Below are 24183 nucleotides of genomic sequence, written 5' to 3'. Positions count from 1 at the left end.
CAGAGCTGCACCAGGCAACTTGACCCGATGCTGAGCCCAACTTGGCGATGGTGCAAAAAATCCCCAAATGTACGGGCAGCCGTTCGCAAGTCGCAAGCGATACAATGACAAAAGTGAAGAAACGTATCCTCCACTACAAAGTTTGCTCTTGCACACCCGGCCTTTGTGTCTGCTTGGCCTGACTCAACTGCAGATCCCATCGCCGACCTTATTTCACACAATTCCGCTGTATGACCGCATCGATCCCTGGCTGGCAGCATTGTTTTGTTGAAACGAACCGCATCCGCTTGCACTGTGTCACTCAGGGCGAAGGGGAACTCGTGGTTTTACTGCATGGTTTTCCTGAGTTTTGGTATTCCTGGCGACATCAAATTCCCGCTTTGGCGAAGCGCTTTAAAGTGGTCGTGCCCGATTTGCGTGGCTACAACGACTCTGACAAGCCCAACAGCGGCTACGACCTCGACACCCTCAGTGCTGATATTCGCGGGTTGATTACCAGCTTGGGGTATACCAAAGCCCATATTGTGGGCCATGACTGGGGTGGCGCGATCGCCTGGCACATGGCCCAAGTGTTTCCCCAGTCGATCCATCGCTTGGCCTTGTTGAATGCACCCCATCCCCATCGGTTAATGCAAGAGTTGGTGGGCAACCTGGATCAACTGCGGCGGAGTTGGTACGTATTTGCGTTTCAGGTGCCGGAAGTGCCCGAATTGCTGATTCGTCAAAACTTGCGAACCTTTTTAAGCAGCATGTTGCAAGGGCAAGCTGTGCGCAAAGGGGCATTTACCAAGGCAGATACTGAAATTTATCGGGCCGCGCTGGAAAAGCCTGGTGCGCTCAAGGCTGCTATTAACTATTACCGAAACATGCTGTCGCCCCAAAATTTGCTGCGTCAACTGGGGCGATCGCAAACTCCTGTTAATGTGCCGACTCTGGTGCTGTGGGGCGAAGACGACGCATTTTTGAGCCAGCGGTTAACCGAACGGTTGGATGAACTGGTGAATGCGCCATTCCACGTCAAACTGATTCCCGAATGTGGTCACTGGGTTCAGCAGGAAGTTCCTCAAACCGTGAATCGCGAATTGTTGGCTTTTCTGGCATAACGTCAGTTTTGGTTCAGGGCTTTTCTTCAGTTTTCGCGCTGCACAAACCGTAGAAAAGCCCATTTTTTCGTGCGCGCTGCCCACGCAAAAATGGGCACTTCAGTTTATCCATTACTCACGTTGGCCTAGGGCGGATCTCATCACCCCTTGGCCTAACACGGCATCTACTCACAAAAACAGCAGCCCGTTACGGGCTGCTGCAGGCATGAGGAGTGACTTCTCTAAGTTAAAACGAGCTGTGATAGATGGCAGACGGGTTTCGGTTTTTGATACGGGCGAGCGCCCGCGTTGGTAAATGGCGTTTGCCACCATTAGGTTTCTGCCCGTGAGGGGCTGATGGGCTACTTATTGGTGAATAAGTTAGTAAACATCATTAAGATGCCGCCTGCAAAAATGGCGATCGCCAAGCCACCCACAATCGTATCCAAGTTCATCGAGTCAAGGCTGTCCATACCGATCGCTCCTTCGGCAATACGAGCTTCACAAGGCGCTGTAGCAATGCTGCCAAGCCTTGGGGTCGGGCGATCGCCCAGCCGCTAATGACCAAACACACCGTCGCCAACCCGCTCAAAATAAACGTGGGAATCATCACCACGCCAATGACAAACCACGTCACCACATGCAGCACCATCAGCGATGCGTACACTGTAGCCGCACTCGTCATCAGTTGAATTTGCTGGCGATCGCGCTCCAATCCTACAAAAATGAGCGTTTGCAGCGTCGCTAACAAATTGGCAGGCACCAAAAATGCGCAGATTGCGACACAGTTAGTGCGAGAAAACTCAAATAAAGATTCAATCACAGGCATTTTTAAAACCGTTATAAAACGCTGAGGTGACACATACGTCGCACAAGCAGGGCGATCGCAGGCAGAAACAGATGAGGCGAAACCCGATGTGAACTCAATTTGAACTCAGTTTGAACTCAAGGCATCACCCCATCATTCTCATGAGATTTGCGACGATCGCTATCGGCAAAAGGGGGGAGAAGCGGATCATCTCATCCTCAACTGATCTGGGTTTCGCGAACCTGAACAGACCCCAAATTACCAACTCAAGCTCTATTTACCACCGTAATAAAATGCAATTTCTTTCTCTTTTAATCCGGCAAATCCCGCATCAATCAGCTTTTGATTCAGCTCATCCTGGGCAATGTGCTTCGCTCCAATTCGCACAATGCGCGATCGCATCGTATTGCTCACTCCGCTGCGCTGCCGATTTCCCTCTAGCGCCATCACACTGGTATAGAGATCTAGCTTTTCGGTCGGAATGGGCGACCCATCTAAATCAATCCCACGGGCGATCGCCGCATCTACCTCATCAGCCCCTTTTGTCACGTTTTGTTCTGTAGACATTCCGCATCTCAAACAACGAACAGCCCCATTCTACCAAGCCGATACTCCGCCATCTTGCGGATTGATCTGCTTGTTATAAAAGATACACTCAAGCAAAGTATTCGTCACATGCATGCAGTATCGAAGAACCTCCCTCCTGCTGGGGCTTGGGTTGGCTGGTGCAACCGCACTCTCATACACGATCGCAGCCAGCGTTTTGATGAGCAGTTTCTTTGAACTGGAAAAGCAATCAACTCTGAAACATGTACAGCGTACCCTGCAAACCTTAGATACCGCTCTTTCCAATCTCAGTACCACTACGGGAGACTATGCCCGGTGGGATGACACCTATCAATATGCTCAGGATCTCAACCCAACCTACATTGACAACAACCTAAATGAGGATACGTTTACCTCGTTGGAACTCAATTTGGTTGCCGTCATCGATCGCTCAGGCCAGATTTTACATATTCATGGATACGATTTGGAGCAAGGCGTATGGGTGAATCCATCGCCAGCGATGCGATCGCAGCTAGTATCCTCATCGCTGGTGCACCGCACCCAATCCGCCACCGCCACTGTCGGAATTTTGAATTTGCCTCAGGGGCCGATGTTGGTGGCCTCGCAGCCCATCACCACCAGCGATGGCAGCAGCCCAATTCGCGGCAGCCTGATCATGGGTCAATGGCTCAATCGAGCCAAGTTGGATGCGTTTGAGCAGTTGACGCAAGTGTCGCTCGATGTGCGATCGCTCAACCAACCCATCCTGCCTAACGATTTTGCAACCGCCAAAACAAACCTTCTGGCCGATTCATCGCTCGATGCCCCGCTGGCTAGCTCAGTACAGGCCCTCAGCAGCAATACCATCGCAGGCTATCACGTGGTTTACGACCTCAGCAATACCATCGCAGGCTATCACGTGGTTTACGACCTCAATCAAACTCCCGCCTTCCTGATGCGGGTGAGCTTGCCTCGGGCAATTTATCGCCAGGGATTGCTGAGTTTGCGATATCTGGCGGCATCAATAGGCGTTATCGGCGGCCTTGCTGGCGTGGCCATTTGGCTAATGGTCAAAAAAACGCTGCACACCATCGCCGAGCGCGATCGCATCGAGCAAACCCGACTGCGCGAATCCGAGACAAAATACCGTCTCAAAGCCCAAGAGCTAGAACACGCCCTGGCCGAGCTGCAAAAAACGCAGACTCACCTCATTCAAAGCGAAAAAATGTCGAGCCTGGGGCAACTGGTGGCTGGCATTACCCACGAAATCAACAACCCCCTAAACTTTATTTCTGGCAATATTCGCCACGCCGAGGAGTATCTCCACCAGTTGTTTCATCTGCTCCAACTTTACGCCCAGCGCTACCCCACCCCTGCTGCCGATATCCACACCAAAATTCAAGAGCTTGATCTGGACTTTATCCAGCAGGATTTCCCCAATATTTTGCGTTCCATGAGCCTGGGTGCATCACGCATTCAGTGCATTATCAAGTCCTTGCGTAACTTCTCTCACCTGCATGAAGCCGGACTCAAATCGGTGGATGTTCACGCTGGCCTGGAAACGACGTTGCAGATTTTGCAGAGTCGCCTCGATGGCTCAGATGGGCGATCGCCCGCTATCCATATCCTCCGTCGCTACAGCGACATCCCGCCCATTCAGTGCTACCCCAGCGAAATCAACCAAGTATTTCTCAACCTGCTCACCAACGCCATCGATGCCCTGAGCGACCTTCCCCCACCAGCCACCCCAACCATCCGCCTCGAAACAGAACCCATCGGCAGCACTCACATCCGCATCTGCATTGCCAACAACGGCCCCCACATTCCTGCAACGGTGCAATCGCACATGTTCAACCCGTTCTTCACCACCAAACCCATTGGCAAAGGAACAGGACTTGGCCTCACCACCTGCTACCACATCATCGTCGATCGCCATCATGGAGTCATTGAATGCAACTCCATGCCCAATCAAGATGTCGAATTTACGCTCAAACTGCCCATGCTTCAGCCATCCTCATCATCTCCGAAATTGTGAGGCTAGCCATAGCTAACGTCAGTTTCGGTTAAGGGCTTTTTTTGGGGGTTGCGCGCCGCGCAGACCCAAAATGGGTACTTCAGCTGATTCATCACTCACGTTCACTAGAAAAACTAGAAAACGACTAAGTACCTTAACACTATTAAAAACCAGATCCTAAAACTCTGTGCCGCCCTCACAGCGGGCGGCACAGAGTTTTAGATTTTATTATTTAGTTATGGCTGATTACTGGGATAAGGAAGACCAACAGCAGCCGTCCACGGGGCTACACCCTGTTCATGGATTGTTCCAGGTCTGCACAAATATCCTCAGCATCTTCAAGCCCCACCGACAATCGAAACACTCCATCGCCTGCAAAATTGCGATAGTCGGCCAGTTGTGCTTGATTCAGCGTAAACGACGTTTCCAGCATCTCCTGAGTCGAAATGTAATAAATCAGGCTCCGCTGATGTCCCAGCGACACCGCATAGTGAACAATTTGCAAGTATTCAGCAAACGCTTGAGCAACGGCAACAGGATTATGCGTTTGAAACGCAATCATCCCCGAAAAGTTGCGCATCTGCCGACTGACTAACTCATGCTGAGGATGAGACGGCAATCCAGGATAAATCACTCGCTTGACCTGGGGCTGGGCCTCCAAAAAACGCGCAACGTTCAGAGCATTCTCCTCATGCGCTTTCATTCGAATAGGAAGTGTTGTGATCCCTCGCATAATCAGCCACGCATTAAACGGACTGAGCGCTCCCCCCAGATGAATCAGCAAATGGCGAAGGCCTAACATCTCGGCGCTTGCCCCCAGTACCGCTCCACCAATGGCATCGCCATGGCCGCACAAATACTTGCTCAACGAATGAATCACAAAATCTGCACCAAGCCTGAGCGGTTGAGTGGCCACGGGGGTTGCAAAGGTCGAGTCAACCGATAGCTTTGCACCAGCCGCATGGGCAATCTGGGCGATCGCCCAAATATCCGACAGCCTCACAATTGGGTTGCAGGGTGTCTCGATATGAACCAGTTTTGTATGGGGAAGAATCGCCGCCTGTACCGCATCCAAATCCGTTGTGTTCACTCGCGTCACCTGAATACCCAAACCAGGAATCAACCCATTCATCAACTCGGCTGCACCCACATACGCAACATCGCTCATAACCACGTGATCCCCCGGCTTGAGCAGATGCAACATCAGCGCTGAAATGGCTGCCATACCACTGCTAAAGGCGACACACGCTTCAGCCCCTTCTAACGCAGCAAGTTTTTGCTCAAGCTGCTGAACCGTTGGATTTCCTTCGCGGGTATAGAAAAATGGAGCCTGCTCCTGCAAATTCTCAGCTGAGAAGGGCGTATCGGCATCTGTCACAAACGACGACGACATGACAATACTCGGAGAAGAGGCACGAGTTGCTGAATCAGGTTTTTCTCCTGCATGAATGGCTGTGGTTTGCAATCCTCCAATGCTGGAGCCGTCTGCTGTCATTGAATAAAGTCTCCTGAATAAAGGCTCCTGCCTAGCCCTATCTTTCTTGTTCAACCGTCAATGGCTTGGCCCAACTAGATGGGGCGAAATGCGGAAGCAACGCCTGCAAGCTGCTCTAAGAGCAGTTCATGATTCCCGCATAAAGCGTGAGAACAGTCCAGCCACCCAGGCCATCGTTTCATCTCTTAATGATTTCTCGCTTCCATCTGGTGCCCTAGCGTACAAAATCTATCTAAAAGCAGAAACAGGCATAAAGAAAACCTGTGAGCCCCTGTCCTTTCCAAAAAAGTTGTCTACTCTGGTTAGTAACAACCCCAGCGTAATCCAGAAGTGAATATAGGCAGGTCTTATGGGACAAAGCTTTGGTCTAATTGGTCTGGCAGTGATGGGGGAGAATCTGGCGCTAAACGTTGAGCGTAACGGATTTCCCATCGCGGTGTATAACCGCACTGCGTCCGTCACGGAAAAGTTTATGGCAACGCGCGCGCAGGGCAAAAACGTTAAAGCCACCTTCTCGCTTGAAGAGTTTGTGCAATCGCTCGATCGCCCCCGCAAAATTTTGATCATGGTGAAAGCGGGCGCACCCGTCGATGCCGTAATTCAGCAACTCAAGCCCTTGCTTGAAGAAGGCGACATGATTATTGACGGCGGCAACTCTCTCTACACCGATACCGAACGCCGTGTTCAAGAACTGGAATCGACCGGGTTACGCTTCATTGGAATGGGGGTGAGTGGTGGCGAAGAAGGCGCACTCAACGGCCCCAGCCTCATGCCCGGTGGTACCGAGGCTGCCTATCGCGAAATTGAGCCGATTGTCACCAAAATTGCGGCTCAGGTAGATGATGGCCCCTGTGTGACCTACATCGGCCCTGGTGGCTCTGGCCATTACGTCAAAATGGTGCACAATGGCATTGAGTATGGCGACATGCAGCTCATTGCGGAGGCGTACGATATCTTGCGCAGCGTAGGTCGGCTGAGCGCTGCCCAACTGCATCAGGTATTTTCTGAGTGGAACACCACCGACGAATTGAACTCCTTTTTGATTGAAATTACAGCTGACATCTTTAAGAAAGTTGATACCGAAACGGGGCAACCATTAGTAGATGTAATCCTGGATGCGGCAGGCCAAAAAGGCACCGGACGGTGGACAGTTGAGACTGCGTTGGATTTGGGTGTAGGCATTCCCACGATTATTGCTGCCGTCAACGGGCGCATCATGTCTTCGATTAAGGAAGAGCGTGTGGCCGCTTCCAAAGAATTGACTGGCCCCAGCGGTCGCTATGAAGGCGATATTACTGCCCTGGTGAGCAAGGTGCGCGATGCGCTGTACTGCTCCAAGATCTGTTCCTATGCGCAAGGGATGGCACTGTTGGGCAAAGCCTCGCAACAGTTCAACTACGGCCTGGATCTGGGCGAAATTGCCCGCATTTGGAAGGGTGGCTGTATTATTCGGGCTGGATTTTTGAACAAGATTAAGTGGGCGTATGATGAGAATCCCCAGCTTCCTAACTTGCTGCTGGCTCCTGAATTTAAGCAAACCATTCTGGATCGGCAGGCGGCGTGGCGAGAGGTGATTATGTTGGCGGCGGAATACGGAATTCCGGTTCCGGCCTTTAGCGCCTCGCTTGACTACTTCGATAGCTATCGCCGTTCTGGTCTACCCCAAAACTTAACTCAAGCTCAGCGCGATTACTTTGGTGCCCATACGTTTGAGCGGGTTGACAAGTCTCGGGGTGAATTCTTCCACGCAGATTGGCTCACAACGGATGAAGAGCGGACTTTAGCCAGTTCTGGCCGCTAGAGCGATTGGACTGACTCCCACGTTACGAACCTCACGTTGACAAACCCTTGAGGGCGATCGCCCTCAAGGGTTTTTGTATGGAACTGGTGGGAGTGGTGCGGGAAAAAGTTGGCGATCGCAGGAGCTTAGGGATCGTGAGCTAGCTGTGAAAGCTGAGGGGAAGAATGCGTTCTAGCATCAGCTCTGAGGCAACCTGCGCCAAACGGTTGGGGTTTGTTGGGTCTGCCAAGAAGGGCACCGTCCCCAATACCGGAACACCAGTCAGGGACTGAATTAATGCAGTGGGAGCCCACTCTTCGAGCTGTTGTAGAGTGCAGGGTTGGGTGCAGTTGAGAATCAGCCCTTTGAGATGCAGCCGACACTGGCGAGCCAGGGCAACATGAGCCACAGCCTGCCCTACCGTACCCGTGGTGACGGGTACAACCAGCAGGGTGGGAACGCGCCAGTCCCACGCCAGATCCGCCAAAATGGTTTCGTGGGTGATAGGGGTTCCCAACCCACCCAGACCCTCTAGCAAAACCCAGTCCCGTTGTTGGGTCAGCGCTTCAAATTGCTGCCACAGCAAATCGAGCGGAATGGTGGGAGTGGTGCGATCGCCCATTGGGAGCTGGTCACCGGTGGTTTTGGTACAAACTGGCGATAGCTCTTGCGGCGATTGGTTGAGGGCAAATAGGCGAAGATAATGGTCGCGATCGCGTCCGTCGGTATCAATGGGTTTGTAAATGCCGAGCGATCGCCCTGCACAATAAGTTTGCCAATAGGCTGCAAGCGCGGTTGCAACCACTGTTTTTCCCACAGCGGCATCCGTGCCAGCAATCAGTAGCGCGTTCAAACAAACATCTCCCTATCGGTGAATTCGGCCAAAGAAAACCCTGGATGTGTGCGATCGCCCTCAAATACCAAGACGAGTACAGCGCCATAGGGTATCGTGCCAATGTATCAATCATTTGCACCCAGATCCCAAGTGGATGGCACTGTTTTGAGAACCTTGGCAGAACAAGGGACTTTCAAACACGATGGGCTGCTCGTGAATCGTGCGATCGCAACATCAATCCATTACGAAACCGCTATCCCAACATGAGATAGCTGATCCTATCATCGCAGAGATTTTTATTCTTGGGCTTGGTTTCTCAACGCACACCCCTCTCCTCAGATGGCGATGTTTCGCAGACAAGACTTACGCAGTTGAATGATGTTTGGGGCACTAAGCGCCCCAAACATCATTCAATCCCTGGATTTTTCGATGAAGTGAAGTCCTAACAGATTTTGATAATGGCTGTTGTGGAGACAGGACATCGGCTCGGCAACCATCCGCACGCCGTAGCGCAAAACCCGCGCCGACCCATCCTATCAAGACTGGTGGATGGATTTTGATCCGGAGGGATTGAGCCTGCTCAAAGACAGGGAGTCTGGGATTTGTGCAGAATTTTCAAGCTGGTGAACGATTTTGTAGGTGGTAGTCACGATTACCCAATAGCACCGGCCCAATAGCGCCAAAACTATGGGGATCGAGAATTCTTGTAAGCATTGGGATCACGATTCCCCTACGGCCACAGGGGTGGCGGCAGGCGCTGAGGGGGGGGAAGCTTGAGATAGGGCTTGAGTATCCATGCTGGTAAAAAAGCTGCGGGTCACAATGGCAGAAATTTGCTTTCGTAAAAATTCCTTGTAGCCTTGCCAAAAGGCTTGCACTTCTTGGGCTTTGGTATCGGGGTCAATGGTGGCAAGGAGCTGATCGAGCTGGGTCCAGTCCGAGCAGCGCGGACAGGGGAAGTTGGCTCCATACACCTGTAGCCAGTAGCTAGGAGCCACGAGCCGTGCAAAGTTACTGCGCCAGTAGCCCCAAGTCCACACTTTGTATCGTAAAAATTCCTTGGGTTTGATGATTTCCTTCAAGATGCCTTTGAGGATGTTGAACCGACTGGCATCTTCCACTACCGGAATAGCCCCCGCCTCCATGGCCTCGTAAACTCGTAGTGTTTCAACACAGCGGTTGCCACCGGGGGATAAGGCAAACACGGTGTTACTCATCAACTTGGCATAGCCTTCGAAGCTTAAGTTGCTGGAATCGTTGAAGGCGTTGCCGCTTATGTAGGCAATACCCCCAGGTAGGCGATTTGCACTAGCCATCATGTGTCGGCGAGAAATTTTGCCTGCAATTGATCCGGCAAAAGACCAACTGTGTTGGCGATCGCGCATGGGGCGATCGGGTGTGATGTGCTGATGCAGTCCTCGCTTATACCCCAGCGGGATGAAATAGACATGGGGATGCCGAAATGCATCATCTCGATAGAAATTCCGCAATACGAACGCTGCATCTGGGTAAAAGTCGATGGGATATGTGAACCACTCATCACTTAGATGAATGACGCCAACGCGATACCCGGCGGCCTTAAAGCGAGTTAAATATTGCTTGACTGATATGCCGTTGATGTCGTTGCCACTGGTTACCACAATGGCATTGTCCATGACGGCGCTATGTTGGCTATCCTCGATGGACTGCACATCAAAGTTGGGAAACAGGGAGTAGAGCCAATCACTTTCCAGTGTTGTTTCAGGGTTAACTTGCCAAATTAAGTGAATTTGCGGTTTCTTAGTCGGAAAAACGCTTTGGCTGTTTGTCATCCTGCTCTCCCTGAAAAGTGAAGATGCGAAGCACAAGCCTTTGTTTGCATTGGCGATCGCGAATCTATTTGCGATCGATCGCCATGTTCAAACTTCATGCCAGCTTTAAAAAACTGCTTTAGCTTGCTTACGTATGCAGACAAACTATCAATTTTTTTAGGAGGATTAGATGAAGCTCTGAAGAAAAATCATAAAGCTTCCGTTAATGTGTTGCCCCAAAGCGCTCAGCTTTTGCTAGGGCACGCAAAGTGGCCCTTGCAAAAATACGTGGGGTGGTATGAAGTTGGCTTCACGGATACCTAACGTTTGTGCTGGCGATCGCGATCGTTCTGATAAGGCGATTTCAAAGAACGACGGAATCCTATCGAGTCTGTCGTCCCCTGCACGGCAAGGAACTCAAACAACCCTTATGTCTAGCAGACCCGTTAACTCACGTTCACCCGCAACACAAAATTCACAACCCGATCGGCCACCACATCAATTGCAAATGAGCCGTTGGTGGTCGCTCGAATTTGGCGATCGCTCGAAGCCTGTCCATCGGGAGTGCGCAAATTCACAATGGCATCGCCTTGAAGCACCTCAACCGACATCACCTGCCCCGACTGCAAGCTCACCCAGTAACGCTTAATGCGCCGACTGGTGACCTGATCGGCTAGCTCCTTGCTTTGTCCCTGGTTGATGCTGACTTGCTCTTCTTCCACATTGGTGGGTGAGCCTTCCACGGGAGGTGGCGTTTCGACAGGAGGTGATTCGGGCTCTGGTTCGGGCTCTGGCTCCGGCTCCGGCTCGGGCGGTTCGGGTTCGGGACTGGGAGCCACTCCATCCAGCCGCAACCGCAGAGCGTAGTCAACTGACGAAACATCATCCAATGGCTGCACCTGGATGACATAGTTGCCCGCTTCACTCACCGTATTGCGCCAATCCAGCACGTTTTCCGAAAAGCCGTCTACCGGGCGCTGGTTTGGCCCCAGCACCGAGAAAACAACGCCATCTCCTTCCAAAACGGCTCCCAAAGTCTCGCCTGCTTGCAACGGCAGAATGTAGTTCACCCGCTGGTTTCCCTGTAAATTGCCTCGTAGGGTGCTAGAAGAGCCTGGGGCAAGGTTGACCCGTTGATCGAAAAAGACCGGGTCTGTGGGTGTAGGCGTGGGGCTAGGAGTTTGGGTAGGCGTGGGGCTAGGAGTTTGGGTGGGGGTGGGGCTAACGGTTTGGGTAGGCGTGGGGCTAGGCTGACTGCCCACATTGGAGCCGCCGTTCATGAGGGCGGTCACCACGGCCCACGACGCGATTCCGGTAATAATGGCCAACCCCAACCCCATGCCAATAATGGCCCAGGGATTTTCCCATGTGCTGCCATTTTGTGGTTGGCGGGAGGGTGCGGCGACGGGCATGGTGGCTCCAGGCCGCTTGGGGCTGTTGCCCTGCTGTCGGGCAGCGGCAACGGCTGTGGGATTGGTAACGGCTCTGCGTCCTACGGCCACAGTTTGCATTTGTGAAATATTGCCATTGGGCTGAATGGGAACTGCGCCGGGGGCGATAGGCGGCCCTGCCGTTGGCATGGGGTAACTGACAGGTGGCGGCGTGGGTACAGGGTTGGTGAGTACAGGAGCTGTACCCGGATTGTGGATAGCCTGTAGCGCTTTGGCGACTTCTGCAACCGATTGAAAGCGATCGCCCGGTCGATAGCTGAGCATCCGATTCAGCACTGCTGCAAAGGCTGGATTCACGTTGGTATAGCGCTGCCAATGCCAGTTTGTGGTTACGTCGTCGTATAGTTCTTGGGGTTCGCGTCCGGTCAGCAGCACCACGGCGGTGACGGCAAGTGCATACAAGTCACTATTGGGATAGGCGCGCCCAGTTTGCATTTGCTCGCTAGGGGCATAGCCTAACTTGCCTACCGTAGTTGCGCCGTAGCCGGTTTGCAAATGCATTTGGGTGGCGATCGCCTTCACCACTCCAAAGTCGATTAGCACGGGCAGTTGGTCGGTCTGCCGCAAAATAATATTGTCGGGTGCGATATCACGATGGATGATGCCTTTGGCATGAATATGGGCCAGGACGGGCAACAACTGCTGCATGAGCTGCAGCACTTCTGCTTCCGAAAACGCCAATCCCTGAGTTTTGCGCTCGGTCAGCAAATCGCGATAGGTCTTGCCATCCACATAGTCCTGCACGATAAACAAACGGCGATCTTCCTCAAATGTGGCGCGAAATTGAGGAATTTGAGGATGGGTAATTTGATAAAGAGTTTGAGCTTCGCGCTGAAACAGCTCTCGTGACTTGACGAGTGAGGAATCGCCCACTTGGCTGGGAATGAATTCTTTGATGGCGCATCGTTCGTTAAATCGGCCCAAGTCTTCGCCTAAGTAGGTGCGCCCAAATCCGCCCTGCCCCAAAATGCTGAGCAGTCGATAGCGGTTTTGCAAAACAAAGCCAGCCGAGAGAGGTGGTTGCATAGCCTCGTTAAATCATCCTCACGCACAACACACAATAAATTAACTACGATCCAGAACCCACCGTTTACGGAAAAACCCAAAATAAATGTCCTGGGAGGGCGATCGCACCCGATTCAATCGCATCCTACTGAATCGCACTCGATTGAATGCACCCTATTGAGTAGGCTGTCCCCATGAGTACGCCAAAAAAGGATAGATTGGGGGATTCTCATAGCCTAACCTGAGGGCCAACAGTCGAGTAACCCAGTATGAATTTTGAAACCAATCCTGTCAAACGTGAATGATGATGGGACGCTTTTACAAATGCACTCTGGGGCTCAAAGCCTTACTTTTGGAACGCAACCATCAATTTTAGACATTTCGCTTTAGCCCTTTCGCGCAAAGGGCTGTTTGAAACATGAGTCGTTGTGTGACCCAGCCATGCAGCGATTTATGCAGGAGCTTGTTTGCACAAAAGCTTGGGATGGTGAGGTCATGATGTTGGGTGGCAAAGCCCAGATCCTCCAGAGTCATGGCTGTTAAGAGACGTATCAGCCGCAGCCGCCACACCATTGCTGGCGCAAACAGGAGAATGGGTGAGCGCAAGTGTTGTGTTTTTTTGTCATGCCTGAGACGAGATTGGTATCATCTCTAGATAACCCTCACAATTCATCTTTTCGAAACCGATGCCAGCACGGCTGCAAATTAAAGCAGAAGACTGCTCACCCTTAGGGCAGTTTATTTTGCAGTACCTGGAAGACCAAGGAATTAGCATGAATCGCCTGGCCGAGCTATCAGGTGTACCCCAACCGCGACTACGTGGAGCCTGCTTTAAGGGCACCTGCCCTACCCCCGAAACATTACAAAAACTGGCTCGGGCAATCGGCAAACACCATTTAGAACTGTATACCCTGGCGTACGAAGGCCGTGTGGAGTCCTTGCCTCAAGATGCAGACGAGACCTCGCTCGACCTCCTCATGCGTGAATTATTTGAAACGGCCCGAGAGTTAGGGTTAACCGTGCCCAAGGTTCGGCCCTCCAAAGCCAAAATCCGCAAAGCGCTGCTAGAACTGGGATTTCTGGAAAAAGAAGACGAGTGTGCTTAGTCCAGTTCATGAGCGGATGAGCTGCGACAAAATAGTCGCACCGTGCGTACGTCCATCATGCTGGAAATCTTCAAGGGCGATCGCCATTGGATATGGACAGGACTTACGCAAGCCCACTAAATCTGGTGTGTTGGTGTTGTGGGGGGGGGGGGGGGGTAGGGTGCGAAGCACCCTACCCACAACACCAATGCGTAAGTCCAAGATGGAGTCTATATCCAGCAAAAAACCTGAAGATCGGACCTTGTGTTCCGAAACCTCAGGTTTCAGCTGCCTATTTCAATGAATTAGCGATTGGAGGAACTTTCTCAACGAAAAAGCCTATTTACGGTAGGGCACTGCGTTCAAGAAGTCGACATTGAGAGCCGACAACTGCTGAGGAGCTGCACCCCGAGGGCTGATGCTCCGTGCCATGTCGAGGAATTGTGCAGGGCTGCCAGCGCGAGCCTTCTGATCTTGAGGCTTGTAGCTGCGCACAGTTGCTTGCCAGACAAACTGAGGGAACCCAAGCTTGCCGCGGTAGTAAGCATCATAGCGGGGCGATTTGATGTTGAAGGGCAATTCGCCATTGGCGCGGCCGGGTAACACACGACGACGCTGGTAAGGCACCGTATTTTCGCCAAATGCGCTGATGTACTCGTCGCTGTTCAGCAGCTCGTCAACAAAACCCTTGACTCCCTTGGTCATAACCACAGCAGACCAAGCAATTTTTTCACGCTCGCTGTAAACGCGACGACCGAGCACTTTCTCAACGCAGTGTTCGACAAAGCGATAGTTACTGTTTTTGTTGTAGAAGCTATCGATAAAAGTCTTGGAGAGCAGCAATCCGCGAATGAAATCGCGAACGGTGATTTGGCCATTGCGGAGCTGAGACTCTAGAGCAACTTCCCGATCCCAGGCAAAGGCATGGAAGAAGATTTGACGATAGGCTGCTTCAATCAAATCATCAATTTCAGTGCGACTCAGCAGGTTATCGGTTGTAAAAACTTTAGGCTGCTCATCACCTGGGGCCACTTCAAAACCAGCAACCCGCTGATTATTAGTGGTTGGAGCATACTGTAATAGAGGAATAGCCACGTTATTTAAAGCCCCCTTTTTACACAACTTCATCAGTGGATTCATGTTCATCATAAGGGAGACAAAACCTAATTATTCGCTTTAGTCTGATAAAAATTACATAACTTAATCTGTTGCTTAATAAAAGCTGGAATGCTTTGTAGATAAGGAATAGAGAGGCGATCGCCCTTCAGTTTGTACCCAGCTCAACCATAAAAGCTGCATCCACTGCAGGTTCTAAAAGAAAGGCTAAGGGCTGCTCCATTTCAGAATGTGCAAAAAGGCGATCGCCCCCCGTTCGTTCACAGCACTGGTTTACGACGCTTATCTACCCTGCCGCTTCACCGGATGAACCGTGTCTTCGCGAATACTCAGCCTATCGGGAGCGACAGAACCCACTAGCCGAGTGGACTGGTTGCCGTTGCTGAAAGGGCCAATGCCAAAACCACCAGCATGATGAACACCACGCTTAGCCCTGCCACAACCGGCCAATTGGCTCGTCGCATCAACGTTTCAAAGTCAAACGGCTCAAACTGTCGGAACAACCCATCAGCCCGTTCCACAGATGTGAATTCGTAATGGCGACTGGGGCGGGGTAATTTGTCTCGGTAGTCTGTGCCATAGCGCGCCATGCGTTCAAACGGCAAATCCCCCTGAGCCCGCTGGGGCAAAATTCGACGCCGTTGATACGGAACTGTGTTTTCGCCAAAGTGGTTGTCATATTCCTCACTATTCAGCAAGGCTGTGACAAACCCATTCAAACCTTCAGTTGCCAAAACGATCGACCAGGCGATTTTTTCACGCTCGTTATAAACAGGGCGACCTAGCAATCTTTGAACACACAATTCCACAAATCGGTAGTTGTTGTTGACATCGTAATTCAGCCGTCGAAATGAATCTGATGTCACCAACCCATGAATAAAATCTTTCACCGTAATCTGTCTAGATTTCAGTTGAGATTCCAAAAAGATTTGGCGATTGCTAGCTAACATTTGCTGCTCGTGAAAGACCTGGCGATACGCCGCCACAATCAAGGCATCCATTTCACTGGCTGATAGCAAATTCTCAGTGGTATACACTCTGGGTTGCTCGTCACCCAATACCTCAAAACCTGATACTCGCTGGTTTTGAGCAGAAGGAGTGTATTCCAATAGGGGAAGGGACATATGTAGAAACCTCTATCTAAAACGATTGAATCGAACTCAGTTTCGTCACAATGCACAGAACATCTAATCGAAACAAGTGTTTCTGTTAACAGAGCCTATGCCTGTGTAGAAAACTGACCGTTGAAAGGTTGGTTCGGTGAAAGAAGCTGAACGGTTTTAAAGATGAGAAACGAGGACGTTTTGTAAAGTAAACGTCACCTTAAATATGAATTCTTGAAATTCAAGAACCTAATATTTAAGAATAATTCTGAATAGGTACTTTAGCTTAGTGATTGAACCATAAAGTATGAATTTGTAATACTCGGTTGCCAATTTTCTACCTCACCTTTCCAAAAGATGAGGGCATCAGGATTTGGTACACAAGGTGGATAAACCCGCAGCAGGTTTTCGGCCTGGGCAGATGCGGGCGGGGGTGGAATTTGGAAGCCTAAACACAGGTGGATTAGAGATTGGACAAATTGCTGATGATGCCCAGGAGACCCAGCGTGGGCGTGGGCATACTCGTGGACAACCGCCAAAAGCCAGTCTTTAGGCTGTAGGCGGCCGACATCGATTAAAATGGTGATGGGATTGGTTTGAAAATTGCAGAGGGCTTCTAACCGAAATGATTGGGCAAGAGGTGCTGCAAAAATTTGGATGGTAGGCTGCTCCCAGTCATGGAAGCAATCGTGGCAGTGTTGCAAATACACGTTGAGTTGTGCATTTACAAGGTCAATATTTTGGCCAATCCAGGTGCAAATGGGAATGCGATTTTCTAAGTCATGCACCACGTCAATCATCTCTGGATCAAGTGCAAGGCCGCGCACCCCGTATAGGTAATCTAGCCCTCGCGTGAATGGATCATTGCTGGTAGTGATGATTAATGGATTGACCAAAATGTACCGGAAGTTTTAGATCACTCAGAATTTATTGCTGCAATTGTATGACATTCAGAGGTGCATCTAAATTTTATGCTGCCTGGATTTTTTGATGGATATCATTGCTATGGGTGAAGAATGAGCTTTTCTTTTCCTTGGGATAAAGCACGGTAAATAGAGTGAAGCATTGACGGGCGATCGCATGTTTGAAACTCATGACTGATGATGCATCGCTGATGATGTATTGCGGTGTCGTTCTAGCCATGTGAATGGTGGTTGTGAAATACAATCATGAATCGATAGGCGGTGCGATGCATGATTCACGTATTTGCAACCTAAACAAAACAGCGTCAATTTCGCAATAGGACTGACGCACTTCATCCGAAGACCCAAGGGGTTGAATGATGTTTGGAGCGCTAAGCACTCCAAACATCATTCAACCCCTTGGGTCCTGAGCAAATTGACGCTTAGAACTTGAATAAATTTGTTTCAGGGCTGTTGCAAAGCGTTTAGCTGGGTTCGCTGCGTTGAGAAACGGCAACAGCTAAGTCTTTGTAGCGCCGTGGATCGCCTTCTGCTAACGAGGTGCCTCGCTCTTGCTGCTTGCGTTCATACAGCTTGGTAACAATGAGTTGCCAGTCGGTTTCAGACAAGGGTGACGGATGATTGGCGATCGCCTCGGTCGGTTCTGTCGGCTCTGTGTGCAGCATTTGCTGAGCTAAACAGGCCCGCGCCCGAATCGCCAAACTCTCGTCTTGGTTGGCAATGTGTTCAAGTAGCGCTGTGATTTGCGATCGCCACTCGTGCTGATGGGCAGAAAACGTGGTGGCAAGCGACTGCAAGCCCACCAGTGCCGAGTAACGAACAACCCATTCCTCATCATTGCAGGCGACAAACGTCAGCGCTTCTAATGCCTCTTCTTGAGCGATTTCCAGCAAATCGGACGGAAACCAATGCCACTTCATCGTTCCCAGCCCACGGGCCGCGGCACGCCGCACGCTGAGGGCAAAATCTGCTGTGGCGGCACCCAATAGCGTTGCCAATCCTCTTGGATCCCCAATGCCCGCCAGCGCTCGAATCGCCCAGGCGCGTGCTGTGTAGTTGTGAAGATCCAGCAACTCTAGCAATGCCGGAACGGCGGGCTCCCCAATTTGAATGAGCCCATCCACGGCAGCAACTGCAGCCCCGGGATTGTTGTAGCTGAGTGCCGCAATCAACGTAGGCACCGCTTCAGGATGGCAACTAGATGCCAGATTCTTTACCGCAATGAGCAAGCGACTGGAAGAGTCTGCATCTTCGACGGCCCGAATTAAGGAAGAAAGGCGATCAGTCATGGCGAACGTGAGGAGCAATAAGTTCTATTGTCGTGATTCTTTGCGCTTTCTGCTACAACAAGTCATCCATCAAGGTCATAACTTGAATCGCCTCATCGGATAAGGCTGGCAGGGTGGTGTGCTCTAACTGTTTTTCCAGCACGCCCTTCAGTGCGATCAGCTTGAGGCTGTTTTCGGCCAAGGTTTTGGCGATCGCCTCTGCGGCTGGGTAGTAGCCAATTGCTCCTAAATCGGCCAGGGCTGCCCGTCGTAGGGGCAGTTTTTCCCCATTCAATGCCTCAATGAGCTGCTCGGCATAGGCAGAGTTCTGCGTGAGCTCGTACATAGCGCGAGCTGCCGCAAACCGCAACATATCGACCGGGTGATTCAAAAATGGCACGATGGAGGGAATAGCTTCGGTGGCTCCCAACATGCCCAACGCTTCCAAAATCGCGTTGTAAGGCTGGCGCAACTCCGGGCTACCTGGCACGGGCTGGGTTTCGTTGGCCCCATCGGCTAACAGGTGGATCAGGATAGGAATGCAGTTGCGATCGCCCAGCATCGCCAACGATTGCGCAGCAGCCTCCCGCACATAAAAATCATCGCACTCCAAACATTGGGTGAGACCCGGTATGGCGCGAGGGTCGCCCAGTTTGCCGAGGGCTCGAGCGGCATTTCGTCGTAGAGGATAGCCTCCTTTGACGGTGCGATCGGCCTCATCCGCCAAACTGTCGATGAGGGCATCAATGGCTTCGGGCGTGGATACACGAAACCGCCCCAACCACCAGGCTGCGTAGTACCGCAACCCCAAGTCAGAGCCTCGCAAATTGGCGATCGCCTGCTCTACCGTTAAAGACGACTCATCACCGGCAGGCTCGCCTGCCAGTGAAAAGTTCTGAGAATCCTTAAAATTGGACTCTTGCATGGGTCTCACTTATTCTTTGCTAGCAACAGAGGCTTCGCTCTCAGCACCAACGGTCGAGATGTTCACGATTTTGCCGCCCATGCGGGTAATTCGCTGCATCTCTTCGTTCATACGGCTGTAGGGAACCGTGATAAACACACTGGCGCTAGAGCGGATTGGAAAGCCCATCCGGTCAGTTTCTTCATTCTGACGCAAACCAACAACTTCGTAGCGAAAGGTTCGATTACCTAACATGGTTCTTCTTGCTCCCAACAATTCGTAAGAATGGAGTTAACAGTAAGTAGGAAGAGAAAACTAGAGAAATCTCTTTGGGATGCCAAATTGGATGTACCAGAAACCCCGAACTGCATGCCTTGGCTCTACGAGTTCGGGGCTCTTTCAACATCTTAGAGAGGAGTAATGCTGGCGATCTTGCCACCCTGCCGCTGAACCCGCTGCATGTGGTTCGACAGCTCTTCGTAAGGGATGATGACTGCTTTGTTGACGCGGCGCACATTGGGATAGCCAGGACCCGCAATGCCAGCCACATCGACCCGGTACAAACGGCCCGAACCAAACGCCGTGGAGCCACCAAAGGTGCTATTCACAGGTACACCGCTCATGGAAGGACGGGTGTAGGCGCTACCCGGAGCCAACACGGGCGAAGCAGTACCCCGAGCAATTTCGGTAACCAGACGAGGATAGTTGCCCTGGAGCTGCGAACGGCTGCTGGTAGCATATCCACGATAGAGCGCAAACAACCGAGTAAAGCCTACAGTCCGCTGATCAACCCCAGTGGTGACTAGGTCGCGGTAGTAGGGAACAATGTTCTCGCCAAAGCTGGACTGGTACTCAGCCGAGTCGATGTAGGAATCGATGTCTGCATCGTAGCCCTTGGTTTCGTACAGATCCAGATGAGTGCTAATTTCTGACTGGTCGTAGGGTGCACGACCCAGAAGGTGCTTGTGGTTTAGCTCGGTAACGCGGCTGTGAAAGTTGTTGTGGAAGAACTTCTTCTTGTACAGCTCAGACTTCGCAACTTGACGAATGAATTCTTTGACGGTGATTTTGCCGTCTTTGAGGAGCGATTCGGGGATGACCAATCGCTCAGAGGCCATCAAGTAATCGTTACCCAACAGCTGACGATACACCGCACGAATAACGGCTTTGACATCGTCCTCAGATGCGTTGGGACGCAGTTCTACGGGAGCGGCATCGCTAAATGCCGAAGTTCCCAAACGAGATGCTTGTGCTGTAATAGGCACGAAATACTCTCCTTTCGTTCAGTGAGTTTGACTGAATTTGGCGGTACGGAAATTGACCCTTAGCCGATGGAATTGCTTCCATAGCCGGGTCAATTTCTGCATCGCCGCAGCTTGTGTGGTTACACAGGCTGAATGCTGACAACCCTGCTGCCCGCACGATTGAGCTGTTGCAATTTGTTCGACAGCTGGTCGTAGGACACAATCACTTCGGTTGCGCTTCTACGAACGGTGGGTGCAGATGAAGAGGAAGCCTGCACGGCGCGAATGCGAAACACATCGCCTCGGCGACCACCAACGGCACCGCTAAGGGCACCTGCACTGGGTGGTGAAATGGGAGAGGCAGTGTTGCGAGCCAGTTCCCATGCTAAGCGAGACTTGGTTTGCGACTGAGCGCGATCGCTGTTAGCATATCCGCGATAGAGTTGGAACATGCGGGTGAAGCCAACGGTCTTTTGGCCAACCCCAGTGGTTACCAAATCGCGGTAATAGGGAACAACGCTTTCCCCAAAGCTCTGCTGATATTCTGGCGAATCAATATAGGAGTTGATCTCGGCTTCATACCCATGGGTTGTGTAGAGATCAACATGAAAAGCAATTTCTGCTTCGTCATAGGGCGCACGCCCCAGCAGGTGCTTATAGTTCAGCTCAATGAAGCGGACTTGAAAATTGGGATAGAAAAACTTTTTACGATAAAGCTCAGATTGGGCGATCGCACGGACAAAGTCACGAACGGTAATTTGACCTTGGCGCAGCAGTGATTCTGCACTGGTCAAACGCTCACTTTGCATCACGTGCTCATTACCTAAAACCTGACGGTAGGCGGCCCAAATAGCGGCATTTACATCGTCCTCAGTCCAATTGGCGCGAAGCTCTACAGGCTCCCTATCACCAAATGCACTAATTCCGAGCCGCCCGGATTCCTTGACACCAGCCATAGTTGTTTCCCCTACATCATATATTTGTGGACGGGAGTGGACTACGTTTTCAGTGACCTATTGGCAAGCTGCGTTGATATAAAATTGCCCGGTAAGGTAATCAACCACTGCCCTACAGCGATAGAGCTGATTACCTTTCCGGGCCAAAGAACGCGAACCTAGCTCAGGGCGTTGATTGCGTAGTCAATGTAGGAGTTGGCTTCGGTGGCTGCGTCGCCAGTGATGCCGTGGTTAGCTTTGATGTGCTTCAGAGCTTCCACGTACCAGCTGGGGGACAGATCGAAGGTGCTGTTGATTTCAGCCAAACCAGCGATCAGGTACTCATCCATGGGGCCAGTGCCGCCAGCGATCAGGCAGTACTGCACCATGCGGAGGTAGTAGCCGATGTCGCGAACGCACTTGTCTTTACCACGCTGATCGGAAGCGAAGTTTGCACCCTGCATTTGGGTGGTGTAGGGAAACTTCTGGTAAACAGCGTTGGCTGCACCATTGGCCAGATCGTTGGCTTTGCTGGCCAGAGCTTTAGCAGCTTCCAAGCTGGCAGTGGCTTGACGCAGGCGGCCGAAAGCAACTTGCAATTCGGTGCTGCTCAGGAAACGGCCTTGAGAATCTGCAGACGAAACTGCTTCAGTCAATGGTGTCTTCATTGGTTTGATATCTCCCTAAATGTTCATTTTGAAGAGTTTTTTGTTGCAAGAAGCTGCCACTTAATTCGTGTGTTGCAACGCATTTGCTTTTATTAAATAAATGCTGCAACTTAGTGATTAAATGACCCACTAGTGTGGATTAACCAACTGCAGCAGCTGCACGATCAAAGTAACCAGAGATTTCAGACATCAACTGGCTGCAATCTCCACGAGTTACACCGTTGGGATCGTTGGCGATTGCGATCGCAGCTTCCTTCATCTTTTGAACACCAGCTGCTACGGAAGCACCGGGAACACCCAGAGCCAAGTAGGTTTCACGCAGACCGTTGAGGCAGCGATCATCCAGAACGCTAGCATCGCCAGTGAACACTGCGTAGGTAACATAGCGCAAGATGATTTCCATGTCGCGCAAGCAAGCAGCCATGCGACGGTTGGTGTAGGCGTTACCACCAGGAGCGATCAGTTGAGGCTGTTCAGCAAACAAAGCGCGAGCTGCGTTTGCAACGATTGCAGATGCGTTGCCGGTGATCCGGTTCACTGCATCGATCCGCTTGTTGCCATCTGCAACGAGAGCGCTCAGTGCATCCAGCTGTGCACCGCTAACATATTCCCCACGAGTATCCGCTTGGGAAACAACCTTGGTAAACGCGTCTAGCATTGATTTAATCTCCTAAATTGCCTTTACAGAGTGGAGCTTTAACCCCATGACTGAACAATCATCAGCCATAGCAAATGAGACCCTCTAAGAGCAGCAGTAGGAGAGAAGCAAACACGCTCTTTAAAGTAAGTCGAAATAACTGCACCTAACATTTAGTTGAAAAAGCGTTTTAGTAGCTTTTCTAACATCCTCTATCTCTTTAAAGTGCTTTGATGAAAATCATGAAAGCAGTAGGAAAAACGAGGATTAAATTGTTAGGCTTTCGAGTCAATTTGACTTAGCTTGTACTCGCTATCGCCTGCTCTTTCGAGACCTTTTTATACTAAGACGAATAGAACTCTAATCGTTTTAAGTTTTCACAAGTTCTTATTTCTTTAGCTTTCGCAACAATCTTGACGGGCTATCGCAGCTGAAATTAGAACTTGAGTTTGCTTGGAATCCTTGATTTACTGAGTTTTGTGGGCGATCGCCTCTTTTCTCAGTCTTGTTACACTGCTTTACAAACCACCGTGGATTTCCTGAGAGGCTAGGTATTTTGGCGCATTGAGTTGCTTGGTTATTATCCCTGACCTGAGCCTGATGGTCTACTCTGCAACGAACTGTGCTGATTCCGCATAAAGCTGATGCATTCCCGGTTTCGCCTGGTAAACGGGCTTGAACACTTGCCTATCGAGCGATCGGCGTCTTTTGGCTGCGATCGCTCGATGGGTAGAAATGTTTATGAGAGAGAAATGCCCGATGCGCCGGGGGCTCTCATAAATGGGTCGATCCCTCAAACCTCAACTCAGTAAAGGGTTATAGCGATTAGATCGTTTTTTGTGTTGATAGAAAAACCCATGTTTCCCCTTGGCTACTGCCGTGTTTTGGCTTCAATCTGTAAACATTAACAGGAATAATCTTGTAAATTTACACGCTTGTTGGTAAAGGCTTCTTAATGCTCTTGGCTTAACTAAATACTTGTACATCCATTAAATCTAGATTCAGATTAAGTGTGATTTTGCCCAATCTTAAACTTGCGTTAGCTCATTGAGTTTGAATCGGCTGGGTTGGCCTAAATTCGGATGTAAGTTGTGGGATGGACTTGTGAGCGATCGCTCCGATATTGGGTGTTGAGGCGGTTGTTTATACAGGCTGTTCTTTGTTCATGGCCTTTACGGAAGAGGCTCTGAATATCGAGCTGGCGCTGAGCTGCTGCTGACTATATATAGAGAGAGGTCAACAGGGAAGCGCAACACGCTACAGCTATAAGGGATAGCCGCAGATCCGAACGGTTGTATGGATGGCCTGGTTTTGTGGCGTTTTGTTTTACTGAAGACCCATCGCTCAACTTCTCCAAGTGGTATCAGGTCGATAATCTTCGCCTACCGTTTTAACCCCACATGAGTTCTGGATAAATGGACTTACGCAAGTCCACTAAATCTGGTGTGTTTATGTTGTGGGGGGGGGGGGGGGGGCCCCCCCCCCCCCCCCAAA

21 protein-coding genes are annotated in these 24183 nt (G+C 51.0%); 4 read left to right on the top strand and 17 right to left on the bottom strand.

The window, feature by feature from the left end; translation table 11 throughout:
• Nucleotides 1-230 precede the first annotated feature (230 nt).
• Nucleotides 231-1103: an alpha/beta fold hydrolase gene (locus ACQ4M4_RS21530; RefSeq protein WP_430686526.1), complete on the top strand. Its 873-nt coding sequence runs from the start codon at nt 231-233 to the stop codon at nt 1101-1103.
• 430 nt (nt 1104-1533) lie between these two features.
• Here ACQ4M4_RS21530 and ACQ4M4_RS21525 read toward each other — a convergent pair whose 3' ends face one another.
• Entirely contained in the window at nt 1534-1911 is a 378-nt protein-coding gene (locus ACQ4M4_RS21525) for a hypothetical protein (RefSeq protein WP_430686525.1), read from the bottom strand.
• A 252-nt stretch (nt 1912-2163) separates the two neighbouring features.
• Complete coding sequence (locus tag ACQ4M4_RS21520) at nt 2164-2457, bottom strand: small RNA NsiR4-regulated ssr1528 family protein (RefSeq protein WP_430686524.1); 294 nt, start codon at nt 2455-2457, stop codon at nt 2164-2166.
• Nucleotides 2458-2569: 112 nt separating this feature from the next.
• On the opposite strand from ACQ4M4_RS21520, the gene ACQ4M4_RS21515 reads away from it, so the two are divergent.
• Complete coding sequence (locus ACQ4M4_RS21515) at nt 2570-4471, top strand: CHASE4 domain-containing protein (protein ID WP_430686523.1); 1902 nt, start codon at nt 2570-2572, stop codon at nt 4469-4471.
• A 265-nt stretch (nt 4472-4736) separates the two neighbouring features.
• Here the strand turns inward: ACQ4M4_RS21515 and ACQ4M4_RS21510 are convergent, their stop codons facing one another.
• Nucleotides 4737-5945 carry a trans-sulfuration enzyme family protein gene (locus tag ACQ4M4_RS21510; RefSeq protein WP_430686522.1) on the bottom strand — a complete coding sequence of 403 codons (1209 nt, stop codon included), beginning with the start codon at nt 5943-5945 and terminating at the stop codon, nt 4737-4739.
• Between the two features lie 349 nt (nt 5946-6294).
• On the opposite strand from ACQ4M4_RS21510, the gene gnd reads away from it, so the two are divergent.
• Nucleotides 6295-7746, top strand: coding sequence for a decarboxylating NADP(+)-dependent phosphogluconate dehydrogenase (gene gnd / locus ACQ4M4_RS21505; RefSeq protein WP_430686521.1), 1452 nt, complete (start codon nt 6295-6297; stop codon nt 7744-7746).
• Nucleotides 7747-7885: 139 nt separating this feature from the next.
• Here the strand turns inward: gnd and bioD are convergent, their stop codons facing one another.
• The 3 genes from bioD to ACQ4M4_RS21490 all read right to left on the bottom strand — a co-directional run bounded on the left by bioD (nt 7886) and on the right by ACQ4M4_RS21490 (nt 12827).
• The gene (bioD, locus tag ACQ4M4_RS21500) at nt 7886-8578 is read right to left on the bottom strand and encodes a dethiobiotin synthase (RefSeq protein WP_430686520.1); all 693 of its coding nucleotides are present in this window, start codon (nt 8576-8578) and stop codon (nt 7886-7888) included.
• 701 nt (nt 8579-9279) lie between these two features.
• Entirely contained in the window at nt 9280-10371 is a 1092-nt protein-coding gene (locus ACQ4M4_RS21495) for a hypothetical protein (RefSeq protein ID WP_430686519.1), read from the bottom strand.
• Between the two features lie 425 nt (nt 10372-10796).
• Nucleotides 10797-12827, bottom strand: coding sequence for a protein kinase domain-containing protein (locus tag ACQ4M4_RS21490; RefSeq protein WP_430686518.1), 2031 nt, complete (start codon nt 12825-12827; stop codon nt 10797-10799).
• 665 nt (nt 12828-13492) lie between these two features.
• Here ACQ4M4_RS21490 and ACQ4M4_RS21485 point away from each other — a divergent pair.
• Nucleotides 13493-13912 (top strand): helix-turn-helix domain-containing protein, encoded by a 420-nt coding sequence (locus ACQ4M4_RS21485; RefSeq protein WP_430686517.1) that lies wholly within the window; start codon nt 13493-13495, stop codon nt 13910-13912.
• Nucleotides 13913-14230: 318 nt separating this feature from the next.
• Here the strand turns inward: ACQ4M4_RS21485 and ACQ4M4_RS21480 are convergent, their stop codons facing one another.
• The 11 genes from ACQ4M4_RS21480 to ACQ4M4_RS21430 all read right to left on the bottom strand — a co-directional run bounded on the left by ACQ4M4_RS21480 (nt 14231) and on the right by ACQ4M4_RS21430 (nt 22710).
• The gene (locus ACQ4M4_RS21480) at nt 14231-15040 is read right to left on the bottom strand and encodes a phycobilisome rod-core linker polypeptide (protein ID WP_430686516.1); all 810 of its coding nucleotides are present in this window, start codon (nt 15038-15040) and stop codon (nt 14231-14233) included.
• A 323-nt stretch (nt 15041-15363) separates the two neighbouring features.
• Nucleotides 15364-16131, bottom strand: coding sequence for a phycobilisome rod-core linker polypeptide (locus ACQ4M4_RS21475; protein WP_430686515.1), 768 nt, complete (start codon nt 16129-16131; stop codon nt 15364-15366).
• A 260-nt stretch (nt 16132-16391) separates the two neighbouring features.
• The gene (locus ACQ4M4_RS21470; protein WP_430686514.1) at nt 16392-17006 is read right to left on the bottom strand and encodes a hypothetical protein; all 615 of its coding nucleotides are present in this window, start codon (nt 17004-17006) and stop codon (nt 16392-16394) included.
• Between the two features lie 73 nt (nt 17007-17079).
• Complete coding sequence (locus tag ACQ4M4_RS21465) at nt 17080-17205, bottom strand: hypothetical protein (protein WP_430686513.1); 126 nt, start codon at nt 17203-17205, stop codon at nt 17080-17082.
• A gap of 292 nt (nt 17206-17497) precedes the next feature.
• On the bottom strand, nt 17498-18322 hold the full coding sequence (locus tag ACQ4M4_RS21460) for a HEAT repeat domain-containing protein (RefSeq protein WP_430686512.1): 825 nt from the start codon (nt 18320-18322) through the stop codon (nt 17498-17500).
• A 52-nt stretch (nt 18323-18374) separates the two neighbouring features.
• Entirely contained in the window at nt 18375-19226 is an 852-nt protein-coding gene (locus tag ACQ4M4_RS21455) for a HEAT repeat domain-containing protein (RefSeq protein WP_430686511.1), read from the bottom strand.
• A 9-nt stretch (nt 19227-19235) separates the two neighbouring features.
• Nucleotides 19236-19460 carry a phycobilisome linker polypeptide gene (locus ACQ4M4_RS21450; protein ID WP_430686510.1) on the bottom strand — a complete coding sequence of 75 codons (225 nt, stop codon included), beginning with the start codon at nt 19458-19460 and terminating at the stop codon, nt 19236-19238.
• 152 nt (nt 19461-19612) lie between these two features.
• A complete protein-coding gene (locus ACQ4M4_RS21445) occupies nt 19613-20470 on the bottom strand; it encodes a phycobilisome rod-core linker polypeptide (protein WP_430686509.1) in 858 nt (285 codons plus the stop codon).
• A 119-nt stretch (nt 20471-20589) separates the two neighbouring features.
• Nucleotides 20590-21405: a phycobilisome rod-core linker polypeptide gene (locus ACQ4M4_RS21440; protein ID WP_430686508.1), complete on the bottom strand. Its 816-nt coding sequence runs from the start codon at nt 21403-21405 to the stop codon at nt 20590-20592.
• A 158-nt stretch (nt 21406-21563) separates the two neighbouring features.
• The gene (cpcA, locus tag ACQ4M4_RS21435) at nt 21564-22052 is read right to left on the bottom strand and encodes a phycocyanin subunit alpha (protein WP_430686507.1); all 489 of its coding nucleotides are present in this window, start codon (nt 22050-22052) and stop codon (nt 21564-21566) included.
• A gap of 139 nt (nt 22053-22191) precedes the next feature.
• Entirely contained in the window at nt 22192-22710 is a 519-nt protein-coding gene (locus ACQ4M4_RS21430) for a phycocyanin subunit beta (protein WP_430686506.1), read from the bottom strand.
• Nucleotides 22711-24183: the final 1473 nt, after the last annotated feature.

The organism is Leptolyngbya sp. AN02str, assembly GCF_050565595.1.
GTDB lineage: Bacteria > Cyanobacteriota > Cyanobacteriia > Elainellales > Elainellaceae > Kaiparowitsia.
This window is presented reverse-complemented; position numbering and strand designations above follow the sequence as displayed.

What these genes read in the sequence shown, in the direction of transcription:
- ACQ4M4_RS21530 (WP_430686526.1), top strand. Translation starts at nt 231, where the DNA reads ATGACCGCATCGATCCCTGGCTGGCAGCATTGTTTTGTTGAAACGAAC.
- ACQ4M4_RS21525 (WP_430686525.1), bottom strand. Translation starts at nt 1,911, where the DNA reads ATGCCTGTGATTGAATCTTTATTTGAGTTTTCTCGCACTAACTGTGTC.
- ACQ4M4_RS21520 (WP_430686524.1), bottom strand. Translation starts at nt 2,457, where the DNA reads ATGTCTACAGAACAAAACGTGACAAAAGGGGCTGATGAGGTAGATGCG.
- ACQ4M4_RS21515 (WP_430686523.1), top strand. Translation starts at nt 2,570, where the DNA reads ATGCAGTATCGAAGAACCTCCCTCCTGCTGGGGCTTGGGTTGGCTGGT.
- ACQ4M4_RS21510 (WP_430686522.1), bottom strand. Translation starts at nt 5,945, where the DNA reads ATGACAGCAGACGGCTCCAGCATTGGAGGATTGCAAACCACAGCCATT.
- gnd (WP_430686521.1), top strand. Translation starts at nt 6,295, where the DNA reads ATGGGACAAAGCTTTGGTCTAATTGGTCTGGCAGTGATGGGGGAGAAT.
- ACQ4M4_RS21495 (WP_430686519.1), bottom strand. Translation starts at nt 10,371, where the DNA reads ATGACAAACAGCCAAAGCGTTTTTCCGACTAAGAAACCGCAAATTCAC.
- ACQ4M4_RS21490 (WP_430686518.1), bottom strand. Translation starts at nt 12,827, where the DNA reads ATGCAACCACCTCTCTCGGCTGGCTTTGTTTTGCAAAACCGCTATCGA.
- ACQ4M4_RS21485 (WP_430686517.1), top strand. Translation starts at nt 13,493, where the DNA reads ATGCCAGCACGGCTGCAAATTAAAGCAGAAGACTGCTCACCCTTAGGG.
- ACQ4M4_RS21480 (WP_430686516.1), bottom strand. Translation starts at nt 15,040, where the DNA reads ATGATGAACATGAATCCACTGATGAAGTTGTGTAAAAAGGGGGCTTTA.
- ACQ4M4_RS21475 (WP_430686515.1), bottom strand. Translation starts at nt 16,131, where the DNA reads ATGTCCCTTCCCCTATTGGAATACACTCCTTCTGCTCAAAACCAGCGA.
- ACQ4M4_RS21465 (WP_430686513.1), bottom strand. Translation starts at nt 17,205, where the DNA reads ATGAGTTTCAAACATGCGATCGCCCGTCAATGCTTCACTCTATTTACC.
- ACQ4M4_RS21460 (WP_430686512.1), bottom strand. Translation starts at nt 18,322, where the DNA reads ATGACTGATCGCCTTTCTTCCTTAATTCGGGCCGTCGAAGATGCAGAC.
- ACQ4M4_RS21455 (WP_430686511.1), bottom strand. Translation starts at nt 19,226, where the DNA reads ATGCAAGAGTCCAATTTTAAGGATTCTCAGAACTTTTCACTGGCAGGC.
- ACQ4M4_RS21450 (WP_430686510.1), bottom strand. Translation starts at nt 19,460, where the DNA reads ATGTTAGGTAATCGAACCTTTCGCTACGAAGTTGTTGGTTTGCGTCAG.
- ACQ4M4_RS21440 (WP_430686508.1), bottom strand. Translation starts at nt 21,405, where the DNA reads ATGGCTGGTGTCAAGGAATCCGGGCGGCTCGGAATTAGTGCATTTGGT.
- cpcA (WP_430686507.1), bottom strand. Translation starts at nt 22,052, where the DNA reads ATGAAGACACCATTGACTGAAGCAGTTTCGTCTGCAGATTCTCAAGGC.
- ACQ4M4_RS21430 (WP_430686506.1), bottom strand. Translation starts at nt 22,710, where the DNA reads ATGCTAGACGCGTTTACCAAGGTTGTTTCCCAAGCGGATACTCGTGGG.